This is a genomic window from Kitasatospora sp. NPDC001539 (assembly GCF_040298565.1).
Taxonomy (GTDB): domain Bacteria; phylum Actinomycetota; class Actinomycetes; order Streptomycetales; family Streptomycetaceae; genus Kitasatospora.
In genome coordinates, this window is sequence record NZ_JBEPAK010000176.1 from 1 (window position 1) to 14,917 (window position 14,917).

At 74.0% G+C, this 14,917-nt stretch carries 15 protein-coding genes and 1 riboswitch; of the genes, 5 read left to right on the plus strand and 10 right to left on the minus strand.

Annotated elements, in window-relative coordinates; all coding sequences use genetic code 11:
• Positions 1-102: 102 nt before the first annotated feature.
• Positions 103-1,842, minus strand: coding sequence for a TIGR03767 family metallophosphoesterase (locus ABT247_RS23915; protein WP_350745508.1), 1,740 nt, complete (start codon positions 1,840-1,842; stop codon positions 103-105).
• Between the two features lie 463 nt (positions 1,843-2,305).
• On the opposite strand from ABT247_RS23915, the gene ABT247_RS23920 reads away from it, so the two are divergent.
• Both ABT247_RS23920 and ABT247_RS23925 read left to right on the plus strand, forming a co-directional pair.
• Positions 2,306-3,451 carry a cobalt-precorrin-5B (C(1))-methyltransferase gene (locus ABT247_RS23920; protein WP_350745510.1) on the plus strand — a complete coding sequence of 382 codons (1,146 nt, stop codon included), beginning with the start codon at positions 2,306-2,308 and terminating at the stop codon, positions 3,449-3,451.
• A 174-nt stretch (positions 3,452-3,625) separates the two neighbouring features.
• Positions 3,626-5,155: a UDP-N-acetylglucosamine 1-carboxyvinyltransferase gene (locus ABT247_RS23925; protein ID WP_350745512.1), complete on the plus strand. Its 1,530-nt coding sequence runs from the start codon at positions 3,626-3,628 to the stop codon at positions 5,153-5,155.
• A 33-nt stretch (positions 5,156-5,188) separates the two neighbouring features.
• Here the strand turns inward: ABT247_RS23925 and ABT247_RS23930 are convergent, their stop codons facing one another.
• From ABT247_RS23930 to ABT247_RS23955, 6 genes are all read right to left on the minus strand, one after another.
• The gene (locus tag ABT247_RS23930; protein ID WP_350745514.1) at positions 5,189-5,311 is read right to left on the minus strand and encodes a hypothetical protein; all 123 of its coding nucleotides are present in this window, start codon (positions 5,309-5,311) and stop codon (positions 5,189-5,191) included.
• Entirely contained in the window at positions 5,308-5,826 is a 519-nt protein-coding gene (locus ABT247_RS23935; RefSeq protein ID WP_350745517.1) for a DinB family protein, read from the minus strand. Before ABT247_RS23935 ends, ABT247_RS23930 begins: the two co-directional genes overlap by 4 nt.
• 57 nt (positions 5,827-5,883) lie before the next feature.
• On the minus strand, positions 5,884-6,633 hold the full coding sequence (locus ABT247_RS23940; protein ID WP_350745538.1) for a cobalt-precorrin-6A reductase: 750 nt from the start codon (positions 6,631-6,633) through the stop codon (positions 5,884-5,886).
• Positions 6,633-7,394, minus strand: coding sequence for a precorrin-4 C(11)-methyltransferase (gene cobM / locus ABT247_RS23945; protein ID WP_350745519.1), 762 nt, complete (start codon positions 7,392-7,394; stop codon positions 6,633-6,635). Before cobM ends, ABT247_RS23940 begins: the two co-directional genes overlap by 1 nt.
• Positions 7,391-8,629: a precorrin-6y C5,15-methyltransferase (decarboxylating) subunit CbiE gene (cbiE, locus tag ABT247_RS23950; RefSeq protein WP_350745521.1), complete on the minus strand. Its 1,239-nt coding sequence runs from the start codon at positions 8,627-8,629 to the stop codon at positions 7,391-7,393. The genes cobM and cbiE overlap by 4 nt, the downstream gene beginning before the upstream one ends.
• 128 nt (positions 8,630-8,757) lie before the next feature.
• Positions 8,758-9,201 carry a gamma-glutamylcyclotransferase family protein gene (locus ABT247_RS23955; RefSeq protein ID WP_350745523.1) on the minus strand — a complete coding sequence of 148 codons (444 nt, stop codon included), beginning with the start codon at positions 9,199-9,201 and terminating at the stop codon, positions 8,758-8,760.
• Positions 9,202-9,333: 132 nt separating this feature from the next.
• Between ABT247_RS23955 and ABT247_RS23960 the strand changes: the two genes are divergently transcribed.
• Positions 9,334-10,446 (plus strand): EamA family transporter, encoded by a 1,113-nt coding sequence (locus ABT247_RS23960; protein WP_350745525.1) that lies wholly within the window; start codon positions 9,334-9,336, stop codon positions 10,444-10,446.
• Here the strand turns inward: ABT247_RS23960 and ABT247_RS23965 are convergent.
• Positions 10,391-11,005, minus strand: a complete 615-nt coding sequence (locus ABT247_RS23965) for a dihydrofolate reductase family protein (protein ID WP_350745527.1) — start codon at positions 11,003-11,005, stop codon at positions 10,391-10,393. The genes ABT247_RS23960 and ABT247_RS23965 overlap by 56 nt on opposite strands.
• Positions 11,006-11,242: 237 nt before the next feature.
• Between ABT247_RS23965 and ABT247_RS23970 the strand changes: the two genes are divergently transcribed.
• Complete coding sequence (locus ABT247_RS23970) at positions 11,243-11,818, plus strand: TetR/AcrR family transcriptional regulator (protein ID WP_350745528.1); 576 nt, start codon at positions 11,243-11,245, stop codon at positions 11,816-11,818.
• An 87-nt stretch (positions 11,819-11,905) separates the two neighbouring features.
• Here ABT247_RS23970 and ABT247_RS23975 read toward each other — a convergent pair whose 3' ends face one another.
• Both ABT247_RS23975 and ABT247_RS23980 read right to left on the minus strand, forming a co-directional pair.
• A complete protein-coding gene (locus ABT247_RS23975) occupies positions 11,906-12,469 on the minus strand; it encodes an EF-hand domain-containing protein (protein ID WP_350745531.1) in 564 nt (187 codons plus the stop codon).
• A 133-nt stretch (positions 12,470-12,602) separates the two neighbouring features.
• On the minus strand, positions 12,603-13,052 hold the full coding sequence (locus tag ABT247_RS23980; RefSeq protein WP_350745533.1) for a cytidine deaminase family protein: 450 nt from the start codon (positions 13,050-13,052) through the stop codon (positions 12,603-12,605).
• A 255-nt stretch (positions 13,053-13,307) separates the two neighbouring features.
• Positions 13,308-13,403, plus strand: a riboswitch (ZMP/ZTP riboswitch).
• 20 nt (positions 13,404-13,423) lie between these two features.
• Here ABT247_RS23980 and ABT247_RS23985 point away from each other — a divergent pair.
• Complete coding sequence (locus ABT247_RS23985) at positions 13,424-14,890, plus strand: glycine hydroxymethyltransferase (RefSeq protein ID WP_350745536.1); 1,467 nt, start codon at positions 13,424-13,426, stop codon at positions 14,888-14,890.
• Positions 14,891-14,917: the final 27 nt, after the last annotated feature.

The window sequence follows — 14,917 nt, forward strand, 5'->3', positions numbered from 1 at the left end:
GGACGGATGTCGAATCCGTCCGCCGCCGTCCGTCCGCCGCCGCCCGCGACCCGCCGGTCATCGCCCGCGGGTCGTCGGGCCGCCGTCGTCAGGCCGCCGTCGTCACCGAGTCGGCTTGGTGATCAGCAGCTCGGTGTTGTGGTCCTCCCCGGCACCCAGCAGGGCCGAGACCCTTCCGTTCGGGTCGTTGTACGACAGCTCGCGGTACAGCGCCGCCAGATTGGCGTCCGAGGTGCTGCCGAAGTCCGTCGCGTACGGCGCCGAGGACTCGATCAGCGTGGTGAACAGGGAGAGCGTGCCGTCGCCGTTGTCCGCGACCTCGATGATGCGCCCGTGCTGCGGGTAGTCGATGTGCGAGGCGGTGTTGATCTCCCAGAACGCCCGCTCCGGCACCGGGTGGCCGTGTGCGGTGATCCTGTTCATGTGGGTGTGCCCGTTCACCCACGCGACCACGTTCGGGTAGCGCTGCAGCAGGGCGACCAGCTCGTTGCCGTCGTGCCGCTTCTCGAAGACGTTGCGCGGGTCCGGCAGCAGGTTGCCCATCGTGCCGCTGGTGTGGTGGCTGAAGACCAGGATCAGGTCATCCGTGTCGCCGCCCGTCACCCGGTTCCCACCGGTGTCGTACCAGTGTCCGCTGTGCGCCTTCAACTGCTGCTCCAGCCAGCGCAGTTGCGCGGTGCCCAGGGAGCCGTCGGCGAATCCGGCCTGGTTGGTGGTGTCCAGGCTGATGCCGACGACCTTCTCCGAGATCCGGAAGGCGTAGTAGAGCTTGCCGCTGCCCACCATGTCCGAGGTGAAGCCGTGCCCGTACGGACCCGCGCCGGTGACGGCCGGGTCGAGGTGGGCCTTGGCGAACTCCTTGAGGGTGAACGGGTGCCGGCGTTCGTCCGGGGTGACCCGGCGCACCGCCTCGCCGTCGGAGAGCAGCTTGGCGAGCAGCAGGACGGCGCCCGCCGGGTCCCGGCGCAGCGAGTCCATCAGCTGGGCCGCGGTCGCGTCGTCGCACCCCTCGAGCTTCAACCCGCCGGTGTAGAGCTCGTTCAGCAGCCCGAAGTCAGGCAGCGAGCCCTCGATGCTGTCGTCGTGGTTGCCGACCGTGGTGTACCACGGGGTGCGCAGGCCGGGCGCGTCGAAGGGGCGGCCGGCGGCGGAGAGGAAGCCGGGGATCTGCGGGAAGCCCTTCGCCTTGTACGCGTCGCCGTAGGCGAGTTCGGGGTTCCAGTAGGCCTGGTTGCCGGAGTTCTGCACACCCTCGTAGCGGTTCGGGTCGCCGGTGTTCTGGGCCAGCCGTCCGCCGCCCATGACCGTGAGGTACCAGTCGAGTTCGGCCCGCTCGTGGTTGTCGGTGTTGTCACCGGTGGCCATCACCATGCTGAACGGCATCCCGGTATAGGGGCCGCCGTCCAGCGAGTTGACCCGCTCGACGAGGGCCGAGACGCCGCGGGCGTTCAGGACCTCCTGCGGCCGGTGGGCGCTGTCGTTGAACCTGGCCAGGTACTCGAAGCGCACCGGGGACTCGGTGTCCACCAGGTGGAGGTCGCTGAACTGGACGAAGCTGGCCAGTCCGGTGCGGCGGTCGTCGCGCCCCGCGCCCGGCGACGCGAGGTCCCCGCGCACCACGAGCGGCCAGCCCGGCCCGGCCGTCAGCCGCTTGTAGGAGGCGGTGCCGACCGGTGTGGCCACCTGCTCCAGGGTGGTGCCGGTGACGCTGACGGCCCGCCGGGCCGTGGTCGCCAGCGCCCGCTCGCGCGCCGCGGCCGAGGCGGACCCGGCGCCGCCCAGCGACAGGGCCGACCACGCGGCGGCCACGGACGTACCCGTGAGGAACGTACGACGTCTCATCCCTGCCACAAAAACCCCCACATGCTGACGGTCCGGCCGGGCGATCTGCCCGTACGGCCGGACCTGAGTGTCATGAACCCGCCTCTGGCGGAGCGACAGATTACCGACGAGTAGGCGGGGGATGTCAGACCCGTGCGGAGAACTCTTCGGTAACACCGGGCGGCGCCTTCGCCGCGGCTCGGACGGTCCGGCCGCCACCCCGGCCGCCACCTGGGCCACAGCTCCGACCGCGGCCCGTCCGGTGCCCGGTCGTGCCCGGGCCGCCCCCGGTCGGGGCACAGCCGGACGGATGGGGGAAAATCGGCGGCGACGGGTCGAGTCCGCCCGTCGAAGGAGGCGGGACGGCGTACGGTGCGCGGTCCGAGCCCTGAGGGTCGGGTGCACGGGCGCTCGGGCGTTCGCAGGTCCGGAACGCGCGGAACCGCGGACGCGGACGGCCCGGACGTTCGGAAGCGAGGAGGAGGTGGCCGCAGTGGGAGCCGAGGCGGGAGGCCGGGCCGGGCAGCTGAGGAGCAGCGGCCTGCGGCACGGCTGGACGACGGGTGCCTGCGCCACTGCCGCCGCCAAGGCCGCCTACACCGCGCTGCTCACGGGCGGGTTCCCGGACCCGGTGACGATCACCCTGCCCAAGGGCCAGCGGCCCGCCTTCGCGCTCGCCGTCGAGGAGCTGGTCCAGCGGGGGAGCGAGCCGGTCGGCGCCATGGCCGGGGTGGTGAAGGACGCCGGTGACGACCCGGACGTGACCCACGGCGCGCTGATCCGGGCGACGGTACGGGCCGCCGAGCCCGGCGCCGGGGTGGTGTTCCGGGCCGGCCCAGGGGTCGGGACGGTCACCAAGGCGGGGCTGCCGCTGCCGGTCGGCGAGCCGGCGATCAATCCGGTGCCCCGGCAGATGATCCGGGACGCCGTGGCCGAGGTGGCGGCGGCGCACGGCGGCAGCGGTGACGTGGTGGTCGAGGTCTCCGTCGACCATGGGGAGGAGATCGCCCGGTCGACCTGGAACCCGCGGCTGGGCATCCTCGGCGGCCTCTCCATCCTCGGCACCACCGGGATCGTCGTCCCCTACTCCTGCTCCGCCTGGATCGACTCGATCCGCCGCGGCGTGGACGTGGCCCGGGCCGCCGGGCGCACCCACGTCGCCGGCTGCACCGGTTCGACCTCGGAGAAGGTCGCGGTCGCGGTGCACGGCCTGCCGGAGGACGCGCTGCTCGACATGGGCGACTTCGCCGGTGCCGTCCTCAAGTACCTCAAGCGCCACCCGGTGCCCCGGCTGACCATCGCGGGCGGCTTCGCCAAGCTGTCCAAGCTCGGCTACGGCCACCTCGACCTGCACTCGGCGCGCTCCCAGGTGGACAAGGGCTACCTGGCCGAACTGGCCCGGCGCGGCGGGGCGGACGAGGCCCTGGTCGCGGCGGTCGCGGCGGCCAACACCGGGCTGGAGGCGGTGCAACTGTGCCGGGCGGCCGGGGTGCCGCTCGGGGACCTCGTCGCCGAGGCGGCCCGGGCGACCGCGCTCGAGGTGCTGCGGGGCTCGCCGGTGGCGGTGGACGTCATCTGCATCGACCGCGCGGGCACCATCGTCGGCCGGGCGGAACCGCTCGGGCCCTGAACGGCGTCGACCCGGGTGCGCGGCTCGTGCGGCCAAGCTGTGTACGGTTGACCCACCCATACCGCGTGGTGATGTGAAGATCTGACGACCATACGGGGTGAGAATCGGACAAAAGTGGCGCCACGCCCGCCCTTGATTCCATTGCGATCTCAACCATGAGATATGGTCTGGCGGGTGACAGGCGACTACCTCACCCGTATCGGCACCCTCATCCGTACCGCGCGCCAGCACCGCGGCTGGTCCCAGGCGCAGCTCGGAGAGGCACTCGGAACCAGCCAGAGCGCGGTCAACCGCATCGAGCAGGGCAAGCAGAACGTCAGCCTTGAGATGATCGCCCGCATCGGGGAAGCCCTCGACAGCGAGATCGTCTCCCTCGGCTACTCCGGCCCGATGCACCTGCGCGTCGCCGGCGGCACCAGGCTCTCCGGCGCGATCGACGTCCGCAGCAGCAAGAACGCCTGCGTGGCGATCCTCTGCGCCTCGCTGCTCACCACCGGGCGCACCACGATCCGCAGCGTCGCCCGGATCGAGGAGGTCTACCGCATCCTCGAGGTGCTCACCAGCATCGGCGTCAAGAGCCGCTGGATCAACGAGGGCCGCGACCTCGAGCTCACCCCGCCGGCCGAGCTCGACCTCGCCGCGATGGACGTCGAGGCCGCCCGCCGCACCCGCAGTGTGCTGATGTTCCTCGGTCCGCTGATGCACCGCGCCGAGCGCTTCGCCATCCCGTACGCGGGCGGCTGCGACCTCGGCACCCGCACCGTCCAGCCGCACCTGACCGCACTGCGCCGCTTCGGCCTGGAGGTCGCCACCACCGGCGGCGCCTACCACGCGTCGGTCGAGCCCGGCGTCCCGCTGGACCGCCCGATCGTGCTGACCGAGCGCGGGGACACCGTCACCGAGAACGCCCTGCTGGCCGCCGCGCGCCACGACGGCGTCAGCGTCATCCGCAACGCCTCGCCGAACTACATGGTCCAGGACCTCTGCTTCTTCCTGGAGAAGCTGGGCGTCCGGATCGAGGGCATCGGCACCACCACCCTGACCGTCCACGGCGTCCCGGAGATCACCTGCGACGTCGACTACACCCCGGCCGAGGACCCGGTGGAGGCGATGAGCCTGCTCGCCGCGGCGGTGGTCACCGGCTCCGAGCTGACGATCCGCCGGGTGCCGATCGAGTTCCTGGAGATCGAGCTCGCGGTGCTGGAGGGCATGGGCCTCGACTACGACCGGACCCCCGAGTACCAGGCCCACAACGGCCACACCCGGCTGGTCGACCTCACCGTGCGGCCCTCCAAGCTGACGGCGCCGATCGACACCATCCACCCGATGCCGTTCCCCGGCATCAACATCGACAACGTGCCGTTCTTCGCGGCCATCGCCGCCGCCGCGCACGGCACCACGATGATCCACGACTGGGTCTACGACAACCGCGCGATCTACCTCACCGAGCTGACCCGGCTCGGTGCGGACGTCAAGCTCCTCGACCCGCACCGCGTCCTGGTCCAGGGCCCCACCCGCTGGCGCGCCGCCGAGATGATGTGCCCGCCCGCCCTGCGCCCGGCCGTGGTCATCCTGCTCGCCATGCTCGCCGCCCAGGGCACCTCCGTCCTGCGCAACGTCTACGTCATCAACCGCGGGTACGAGGACCTCGCCGAGCGCCTCAACTCGATCGGCGCCCAGATCGAGACCTTCCGCGACATCTGAGCCCCCGACCTCCCGTCACCCCGCTGACCGGTCTCACCCGCTGAGGCCGGTCAGCAGCACGGCGACGTCCAACCCGGTCCCCAGGTAGCCGACGAACACCGGGTTGTTCAGCGCCCACGGCGAACGCCGCTCCCGGACCCGGCTGCGGTGCCTCACTCGCCGGTGGAGCCGTCGAGGTGCTCGCGCAGGAGGTCGGCGTGGCCGTTGTGGCGGGCGTACTCCTCGATCATGTGGGTGAGGATCCAGCGTAGCGAGAAGACCTCCTCGCCGTGGTGGCCCAGGACGTCCAACGACTCCGCGGCGGCGACGAGTTCCCTGGCGTGGTCGCACTCGCGGCGCCACACCGCGAAGGCCTCCTCCGGGTCCGCGGTCTCGACGTCGAACTCGGCGAAGGTGCCGTCGGGGTGCTTCCAGAAACCGGGGACGGCCTCGTCTCCGAGGACGTTGCGGAACCAGCTGCGCTCCACCTCGGCCAGGTGGCGGACCAGGCCGAGCAGCGAGAGGCCGGAGGGCGCCAGCACGCGGGTGCGCAGTTGTCCGGTGGTGAGACCGGCGCACTTCATCGCGAGGGTGTCGCGCTGGCGGTCCAGGAAGCTCGCCAGGGTGGTGCGTTCGTCGGCGGTGCGCTGGGTCTCGCTGCGCCCGGTCCCGGTGCGCCGGTCTTCGCTCATGGGGGGCATCCTGCCGGACGGCCGGGCGGGGCCGCCCGGCGGTTCCACGGGTTGGACTCAGCCCGGCCGCCCCGACTGATCCACCCAGCGCAGCGCGCCCTCGACGTCCGGTACGACCGGCACGCCGTCCGGCGCGGGCGGCCGCTGCACCACGATGACGGGCAGCCGCAGTCCGCGGGCGGCGGCGAGTTTGGGTGCCGTCGCGGCGCCGCCGCTGTCCTTGGTGACCAGGAGGTCGATGCCCCGGGCCCGCAGCAGCGCCTCCTCGCCCTCGAGGGTGAACGGGCCGCGGTCCAGCAGGACTTCGAACGACGGCGGCAGCGGCGGCTCGGGCGGGTCCACCGAGCGGGCGACGAAGTGGACTCCGTCGACGTGGGCGAAGGCGGCGACGCCCTGCCGGCCGATGGTGAGGAGGACCCGCTCCCCGCGCCGGGGCAGCAGGTCGGCCGCCGCGGCGAGCGAGGGCGCGGTGAGCCAGCGGTCGCCGTCGACGGGCGCGAAGCCCGGGCGGCGCAGCACCAGCAGTGGCACGCCGGTGGCGGCGGCCGCGAGCGCGGCGTTGCCCGAGATGCGGGCGGCGAAGGGGTGGGTGGCGTCGACGACGGCGTCCACCCCTTCGGCGCGCAGCCACGCGGCCAGTCCGTCCGGGCCGCCGAAGCCGCCGATCCGCACCTCCCCGGCGGGCAGCCGGGGGCGGGCGACCCGGCCGGCCAGTGAGCTGGTCACCCGCAGGCCGGCGCGGCCGTCGAGGGCGGCGGCGAGGGCCCGTCCCTCCGTCGTCCCGCCGAGGATCAGCAGGTGGCGCATCACGCCCCGCAGGGCTCGTGCGGGCGCTCGCGGTCCGCCGAGTAGAGGTGGCTGTCGCGGAACTGCTCGGCGGCGAGGGTGCGGCCGACGATGATGACGGCGGTGCGGACCACGCCCGCCGCCTTGACCTGCCCGGCGATGTCGGCGAGCGTGCCGCGCAGCACCAGTTCGTCGGGGCGGCTGGCCATCGCGACCACGGCGGTCGGGCAGTCCGCGCCGTAGTGGGGGAGCAGTTGCTCGACGACGTCGTCCACGTACCCGGCGGCCAGGTGCAGCACCAGCAGGGCGCCGCTGCGGCCCAGGGTGGCGAGGTCCTCGCCCGCCGGCATCGGGGTGGCGCGCTTGGCGATCCGGGTGAGGATCACGGTCTGCCCGACCGTCGGGACGGTCAGCTCGCGCTTGAGCGCGGCCGCGGCCGCGGCGAAGGCGGGCACGCCCGGGACGACCTCGTACGGGACGGCTGCCGCGTCCAGCCGGCGCATCTGCTCCGCGACGGCGGAGAAGACGGACGGGTCGCCGGAGTGCAACCGGGCCACGTCCTGGCCGGCCCGGTGCGCGGCGACCAACTCGGCGGTGATCTGGTCCAGGTTGAGCTGCGCGGTGTCGACCAGCCGGGCGCCGGGCGGGCACTCGTCCAGCAGCTCGCGCGGGACGAGGCTGCCGGCGTACAGGCAGACCTCGGCCCGGGCCAGGATGCGCTGGCCGCGGAGGGTGATCAGGTCGGCCGCACCCGGGCCGGCTCCGATGAAGTAGACGGTCACGAGGCGTCCTCCTGGGGGGTGTCGGGCTTGACGGCGGACCACTGGGTGACCGGCATGGCCTGCCGCCACCCGGTGAAGCCGCCCACCGGAACGGCGTGGGCGACGGCCAGCTTGACGAGTTCCCCGCCGTGGCGCCGGTACCACTCGGTGAGCAGCGCCTCGGACTCCAGCGTCACGGTGTTGGCGACCAGGCGGCCGCCGGGGCGCAGCTCGGCCCAGCAACTGTCCAGCAGGCCGGGCACGGTGAGGCCGCCGCCGATGAACACCGCGTCGGGGGCGGGGAGTTCGGCGAGCGCGGCGGGGGCGGAGCCGGTCACCACCCGCAGCCGGGGCACGCCGAGCGCGGCGGCGTTGCGGGCGATGCGCCCGGCCCGGACGGGGTCGCGTTCGATGCTGACCGCCTGGCAGTCGCGGTGGGCGCGCAGCCATTCCACGGCGATCGAGCCGGATCCGCCCCCGACGTCCCAGAGCAGTTCGCCGGGGGAGGGGGCGAGGGTGGCGAGGGTGGCGGCCCGCACGTGCCGCTTGGTGAGCTGGCCGTCGCTCTCGTAGGCGGCGTCGGGCAGACCGGGCACGAGGGAGCTGCGGGGGCCTTCGCCGAGTTCGAGGGCGATGACGTTCAGCGGATCCCCGGCGGGGTGCGGCCAGCCGTCGGCGGGGCCGTCCAGCCGGCGCTCGGCGGGGGAGCCGAGCTGTTCCAGGACGTGCAGGCGGGCGCCGCCGTACCCGCGTTCGGTGAGCAGCGCGGCGACGGCGGCCGGAGTGGCGGCGTCGGCGCTGAGCACCAGCAGGCGGCGGCCCGGGTGGAGGGCGAGCGAGAGGGTGTCCAGCGGGCGGCCGACCAGACTGATCACCTCGGGGGCCTCCAGCGCCCAGCCGAGCCGGGCGCAGGCGTAGGACACGGACGAGGGGTGGGGCAGCACGCGCAGCCGCTCGGCGCCGACGGTCTCTGCGAGGGTGCGGCCGATGCCGTAGAACATCGGGTCGCCGCTGGCCAGGACGGCGACGCGGCGCTCGGCGTGCGCGGCGAGCAGCCCGGGTACGGCCGGGCGCAGCGGCGACGGCCAGGGGACGCGTTCGGCGGTGACGGTGTCGCGGGGCAGCAGCTCCAGCTGCCGGGGGCCGCCGATGACCACCTGGGCGGCCTGCAGCTCGGCGCGGGAGGCGGCGGCGAGGCCGGCCCAGCCGTCGGCCCCGATCCCGACGACGGCGATCGGATGGGACAGCTCGGGCACCGGGTGGCTCCTCGTCGTTCGGCGGGCCGGCGGGAGGTGGATCCCACCAGCCGGGGCAGCCTACCTGGCGGTTCGCGGCCGCTCGGCGGCTCCCCCGGCCTTCACCGGTCCGCCCAGTCGCCCGGCCATCACCGGTCCGCCCAGTCCCCCGAGGGGATCAGGGCCGGCCGCTCCCGCAGCCGTGCCTCCGCGGCCGGTCCGGCGAGGTACACCCACGCGTCCCGCAGCTCGCCCGCCGCCGTCCGCACCGCCAGCCGCCGCCGCACGTACAGCCCCGTCCCGTCCGCCCGGCAGTCCTCCAGCCGGTCCAGCGCCGCGAGCGCCCCGGCGTACGCGCCCGCCCGTACGGTGATCAGCTCGCCCGTGATCCGCCGCCCGGGCGTCGGGTCGAGGACCGCGTAGGGGAAGCCCGGGCCCGCGTGGAGGGCCGCGCCGACCAGCACCGCCGGGCGGATCTCGGCGCAGCGCCCGGCCAGGTGCACGGCGTGGTTGCGGCCGTCGCTGCGCAGCGTGCCGTACACGAAGAACGGCAGCGCCTGTTCGGCCGGCGGGGCCTCCTCGGGTACGGACACGGGTTCGACCTCCTCGGGGCGGGAGGGCCCACGGTACGTCCTGCCGCCCGAACGGTGATACCCGGTGGCGCGGTGGGCGTCCGATGCGCTGTCATGGCGGTGTTCTGCCAGCAGCGTCCAAGGGGGACACCCATGACATCGCCCGCCTCCTCCCAACCGGCGACCACCTCCGGTGGCAGCCCGGACCCCGGCGTCCGCGACGTCCGCGACGTCCCCCCGGCTTCTCCGGGCCCCACCGCCGCTCCGGACGCCGCCGGCCCGACGATCCCGACGGGTCCCGCCGACCTCGCCCGCCCCGCGGACGCCGCCGAGCCGGCCACCCGCCTGGGCGGCGCGGTCTGGCTCGCGCTCGGCGTGGTCTACGTCGTCTGGGGCTCCACCTACCTGGGGATCCGGATCGCGGTGGAGACGATGCCGTCGTTCCTCTCCGCCGCGGCCCGCTTCCTCACGGCGGGCCTGGTGCTGGTCGGCTACCTGCTGGTCCGCCAGGGCCCGGCCGCTCTGCGGGTGAGCGGTCGCCAGCTGGCCTCCGCCGCCCTGGTCGGCGTGCTGCTGCTGACCGGCGGCAACGGGCTGGTGGTGCTGGGCGAGACCTCCGTCCCCTCCGGACTGGCCGCCCTGCTGGTGGCCGCCGTCCCGCTCTGGATGGTGGTGTTGACGTCCTTCGGCGGCGAGCGCCCCGGGCGGGCCGAGATCGGCGGGGTGCTGCTGGGCCTGGTCGGCCTCGGGGTGCTGTCCGCTCCCGCGATCGGCGGGTCGGTCAAGCCGCTCGGCGTGGTCCTGGTCATCTGCGCGACCCTGACCTGGGCGGCGGGCTCGTTCGCCAGCAAGCGGATCCCCATGCCGGGCAACGTGCTCACGGCGAGCGCGTACCAGATGCTGGCCGGCGGCCTCTGCGATCTGCTGATCGGCCTGGTGCGCGGTGAGCAGCACGGGTTCGACCTCGCGGCCGTCTCCGGCCGCTCCTGGCTGGCCCTGGCCTACCTGGTGCTGTTCGGCTCGCTGCTCGCCTTCACCGCGTACGCCTGGCTGCTGCGGTCCGCCCCGCTCACCCTGGTGGCCACCTACGCCTACGTGAACCCGGTGGTGGCGGTGCTGCTGGGTTGGCTGATCCTGGCCGAGCCGCTGACCGGCCCGACCCTGGCGGGCGGGTCGATCGTGGTGGCCGGCGTCTGCCTGGTGGTGAGCGTCAGTCGGCGGCCGGGGCGTTCGGCGAAGGCGAAGCCGGCGTCCGCTCGTAGGTGAGGACGACGTTCCCGCGCTCGAAGACCCGGCTGTCGGTGAGCGTGAAGGCGCGCGGCTCGAAGCCCGCCCGGAACAGCGGGATGCCGGATCCGGCCACCACCGGGTACTGCTTGACGACCAGTTCGTCGATCTCGGGCAGCAGCTGACCGGCCAGGTCGGCGCCGCCGCAGAGCCAGATGCCGAGCCCGTCCTCCCGCTTGAGGCGACGGACGACGGTCAGCGGGTCCTCGGCGGTGACCTCCACGGCCGGGTCCGGGCTCGTCGCCAGCGTGCGGGAGAAGACGATCTGCCGCAGGTGGGCGTACGGGCTGGTGAGTCCGACGGCCAGCCCGACGTCGTAGCTGCCGCGGCCCTGGAGCACGGTGTCGAAGCGCTTGTTGGGCGCCTCCGCGATGCCGACTGCCGCGCGCCCGGGGGTGGCGATGGTCTCCGGGTACTCGGAGAACAGTGTCGGAGCGTAGTCCTCGGTCACGAACGGGGCGAAGAACTCGTAGCCGCCGTCCGGGGCGGCGATGAAACCGTCGATGGTGGCGCCGACGACGTAGCTGAGCTTGCGCATACAGGTCCTTGGGGTCGAGGGGTGGGGCGGTCGGGGCCCGGACGGGTAAGGCGTCCAGGTCGGCAACCACTATGATCATAGTACTCCAGGCGTAGTGGTTGCCAGCCCCTGCGGAATCTTCCGCCCTGCGGGGATCTCGCGCCCTACGGGATCTCGCGCCCCACGGGGCCTCCCCGGCAGCTCCACCGCCCGGAGGCCCCCTAAGGCGCGGGCGAGCGCAGGAGGGAGAATCGGCCCATGGTCCAGAACCCCGCCCGCCGCACCGCCCTTGCCGACGCCGCCATCGAGGTCCTCGCCCGGGAGGGTGCCAGGGGCCTCACCTTCCGCGCCGTCGACGTGCAGGCCGGCGTGCCCAACGGCACGGCCTCCAACTACTTCGCCAACCGGGACCAGCTGCTGCACCAGACCGCACGGCACATCCACCAGCGGCTCACCCCCGACCCGGCGATCCTCGCCGAGCTGCTGCGCGCCCCCCGCGACCGCAAGCTGGTCGCCGCCCTGATGCACGACCTCATCCGCCGCATCGCCGCCGACCGGGCCGGCTACCTCGCGATGCTCGAACTGCGCCTGGAAGCCACCCGCCGCCCCGAGCTGCGGGCCCAGCTCACCGGCACCGTCCGCGAGGAGCTGGAGGCCAACATCGCGTACCACCTCGGCGAGGGCCTGCCCGGCGACCGCCGTACCGTCGTCGTCCTCTACCTCGCCATGACCGGCCTGATCGTCGAACACCTCACCCTCCCCGAGGTGTTGGGCGCCGACGGGCTGCCCGCGCTGATCGACGCCGCCGTCGAGCGGATCGTGCCGGCGCTCTGAAGCCCGCGCCCGTTCGGCGTCCGTTCGGCGCCCGCGGTCAACCCGTGCCGGTCCGGCGCCCGTTCGGCGTCCGTCCGGCGCCCGCGGTCAGCGCTCGTACGGCGGTTTGCCCGTCCACCAGTTGCCCGGGGCCTCCGGGTCGCGGCTGGTCCAGTACTCGATGATCGCACTCGTGAACTCGGCGGCCGACAGCGTCCCGTCCCCGTCGAGGTCGAGGTGGTGGAAGGCCTCGTCGGCGTCGTCCCGGCTGAGGCCGGCGAAGTGGCCGCGCTGGAAGACGAAGAACTCGCCGGCGTCCACCGTCCCGCTGCGGTCGGCGTCGGCCACGGTGAGGAAGGCCTCGGCGAGCGAGCCCAGGATCTCCCGGGCGGCCTCCGGGTCGTCGGCGAGCGAGCCGGTCGAGGCGACGAACTGCTGGCGCGTGATCGCCTCCGTCCCGGCGGGCTTCCCGGCGAGGTGCAGGTCGTGCCAGATGGTCAGGTAGGCGCGGACGATGACGGCCTCCGCCTCCGAGCCCTCCCGGTGGCCGAGCGAGCGGGCCACCGACTGGCCCATCAGCACGTGGTCCCGCTCGGTGAGCAGGCCGTCCCCGTCCGCGTCGAGGTGGTCGAAGCCGTGGTTGATCTTCGCGATGAGCAGGTCGTCCGACACAGGGCCCCTCCGGTGGGGATTTCCGCGGCTCCAGGGACGCGCACAGGGGGTGTCGCGTCGCCAGCACGCTAATGCCTCGAGCCCGCTCGCGCAGCCGAACCGGGGGGCGAACCGCGAGGCCGGCGGCCCCGGCTCAGCCGCTCTGCCGGTCGGCCCGGACGTACGCCACCGGGAGCAGGTCCGACACCGGCAGGGCGCCCAGCCGGCCGTGCCGCTCGACGATGACCCGCGCCCCCGGGAAGTGGTCCAGCAGCACCTGGCGGCAGCGCCCGCACGGCGGCACCACCCCGCGCCCCTCGTCGGCGAAGGCCGGCACCGTGGTCAGGTCGTAGGCTCCCTGCCCGGCCGCCGCCCCGATGAGCACCAGCTCCGCGCACGGGCCGCCGGTGAAGTGGTGGACGTTCACGGCCGTGAAGATCCGGCCGTCGGCGTTGCGGCCGGCCGCCGCCACGGTGCGGTCGTCGCCCCGCGCGTACCGCTCGGCCACCGCCCGGGCCGCCGCGACGAGTTCCGCGTCGACCTCTCCGTCGATCGTTCCGTCGACCTCCGCGTGATCGTCAGCCGCATGACCGATGCCGGACATGGCCGCCGGTCCTCCCGGGCCGAAGGGATGGAACCGGCCGAACCGGATCGAGACGGGGCCGACCTCACACGCCTCGATCACGGCCGTGCGGCCCGTCGTCGCGCCACTTCTCCCACTCCTCCGCGCGGAGCCGCCTCCCGCCCCGCCCCCGGCGCCCCACCGCCCGGTCCGGGCACCCGCCCGGACGCCCCGCCCGGACCTGCCCGTACCGCATGCTGAGACCCCCGCGCCGGTCCCCGCCGTGTTGGTACGATCCCGGTGGACCGCGACTGGCGCGTGGGGATGGAATCGACCATCGGGAAGCGGTCCCGTGAACCTCACGTCGAGTTGCCGAGCGCCTGGGCCCCCCGCATCGCCGTCAGGAGACCGCCATGGCCCAGCCCACGCAGACCCCCCACACCGCCGCCGCCCCCGCGGCCGACACCGCCTTCCGCAGCGCCCTGGACGTCGTGGCCGGCGTCGAACCGCGGATCGCCGCCGCCATCGGCCGGGAACTGGAGGACCAGCGCGCCTCCCTCAAGCTGATCGCCAGTGAGAACTACGCCTCGCCGGCCGTCCTGCTCGCCATGGGCAACTGGCTCAGCGACAAGTACGCCGAGGGCACCGTCGGCCGCCGCTTCTACGCCGGCTGCCGCAACGTGGACACCGTCGAGGCCATCGCCGCCGAGCACGCCCGGGAACTGTTCGGCGCCCAGCACGCCTACGTCCAGCCGCACTCCGGCATCGACGCCAACCTCACCGCCTTCTGGGCCGTCCTCTCCCAGCGGGTCGAGAGCCCCGCCCTGGAGCGGGCGCGGGTCCGCAACGTCAACGACCTCACCGAGCAGGACTGGGCCCGGCTGCGCCAGGACCTCGGCAACCAGCGCATGCTGGGCATGTCCCTGGACACCGGCGGCCACCTCACCCACGGCTTCCGGCCCAACATCTCGGGCAAGATGTTCGAGCAGCGCAGCTACGGCACCGACCCGGCCACCGGCCTGATCGACTACGACGCGCTGCGGGAGACCGCCCGCGAGTTCCGCCCGCTGATCATCGTGGCCGGCTACTCGGCCTACCCGCGACTGGTCGACTTCGCCCGGATGCGCGAGATCGCCGACGAGGTCGGCGCGACCCTGATGGTCGACATGGCGCACTTCGCCGGCCTGGTCGCCGGCAAGGTGCTCACCGGCGACCACGACCCGGTGCCGCACGCCCACATCGTCACCACGACCACCCACAAGTCCCTGCGCGGCCCGCGCGGCGGCATGGTGCTGAGCAACGCCGAGCTGGCCGAACACGTCGACCGCGGTTGCCCGCTGGTGCTCGGCGGCCCGCTGTCGCACGTGATGGCCGCCAAGGCCGTCGCGCTCGCCGAGGCCCGCCGCCCGGAGTTCCGGGCCTACGCCCGCGCGGTGGTGGACAACGCCCGGGCGCTCGCCGACGGCCTGCTGCGCCGCGGCGGCACGCTGGTCACCGGCGGCACCGACAACCACCTGGTGCTCGCCGACGTCTCCGGCTACGGCCTGACGGGACGTCAGGCGGAAACCTCGCTGCTCGACTCGGGCATCGTCACCAACCGCAACTCCGTCCCGCTGGACCCGAACGGCGCCTGGTACACCTCGGGCGTGCGCCTGGGCACCCCGGCCCTGACCACCCGGGGCCTGGGCACCGCCGAGATGGACGAGATCGCCGCCCTGATCGACACCGTGCTGCGCGCCACCGCTCCCGCCGCCGGTGCCAACGGCAGCCCCTCCAAGGCGCACTACACCCTCGACGAGTCCCTGCGCGACGGCGTCGCCAAGCGCGCCGCGGACCTGCTCGCGCCCTTCCCGCTGTACCCGGGCGTCGAGCTGGTCTGACGCCGGCCGGGGGCTGCCGGGCCCGAC

What these genes read in the sequence shown, in the direction of transcription:
- ABT247_RS23915 (WP_350745508.1), bottom strand. Translation starts at nt 1,842, where the DNA reads ATGAGACGTCGTACGTTCCTCACGGGTACGTCCGTGGCCGCCGCGTGG.
- ABT247_RS23935 (WP_350745517.1), bottom strand. Translation starts at nt 5,826, where the DNA reads ATGAGCGAAGACCGGCGCACCGGGACCGGGCGCAGCGAGACCCAGCGC.
- ABT247_RS23940 (WP_350745538.1), bottom strand. Translation starts at nt 6,633, where the DNA reads ATGCGCCACCTGCTGATCCTCGGCGGGACGACGGAGGGACGGGCCCTC.
- ABT247_RS23960 (WP_350745525.1), top strand. Translation starts at nt 9,334, where the DNA reads ATGACATCGCCCGCCTCCTCCCAACCGGCGACCACCTCCGGTGGCAGC.
- ABT247_RS23965 (WP_350745527.1), bottom strand. Translation starts at nt 11,005, where the DNA reads ATGCGCAAGCTCAGCTACGTCGTCGGCGCCACCATCGACGGTTTCATC.
- ABT247_RS23970 (WP_350745528.1), top strand. Translation starts at nt 11,243, where the DNA reads ATGGTCCAGAACCCCGCCCGCCGCACCGCCCTTGCCGACGCCGCCATC.
- ABT247_RS23980 (WP_350745533.1), bottom strand. Translation starts at nt 13,052, where the DNA reads ATGTCCGGCATCGGTCATGCGGCTGACGATCACGCGGAGGTCGACGGA.
- ABT247_RS23985 (WP_350745536.1), top strand. Translation starts at nt 13,424, where the DNA reads ATGGCCCAGCCCACGCAGACCCCCCACACCGCCGCCGCCCCCGCGGCC.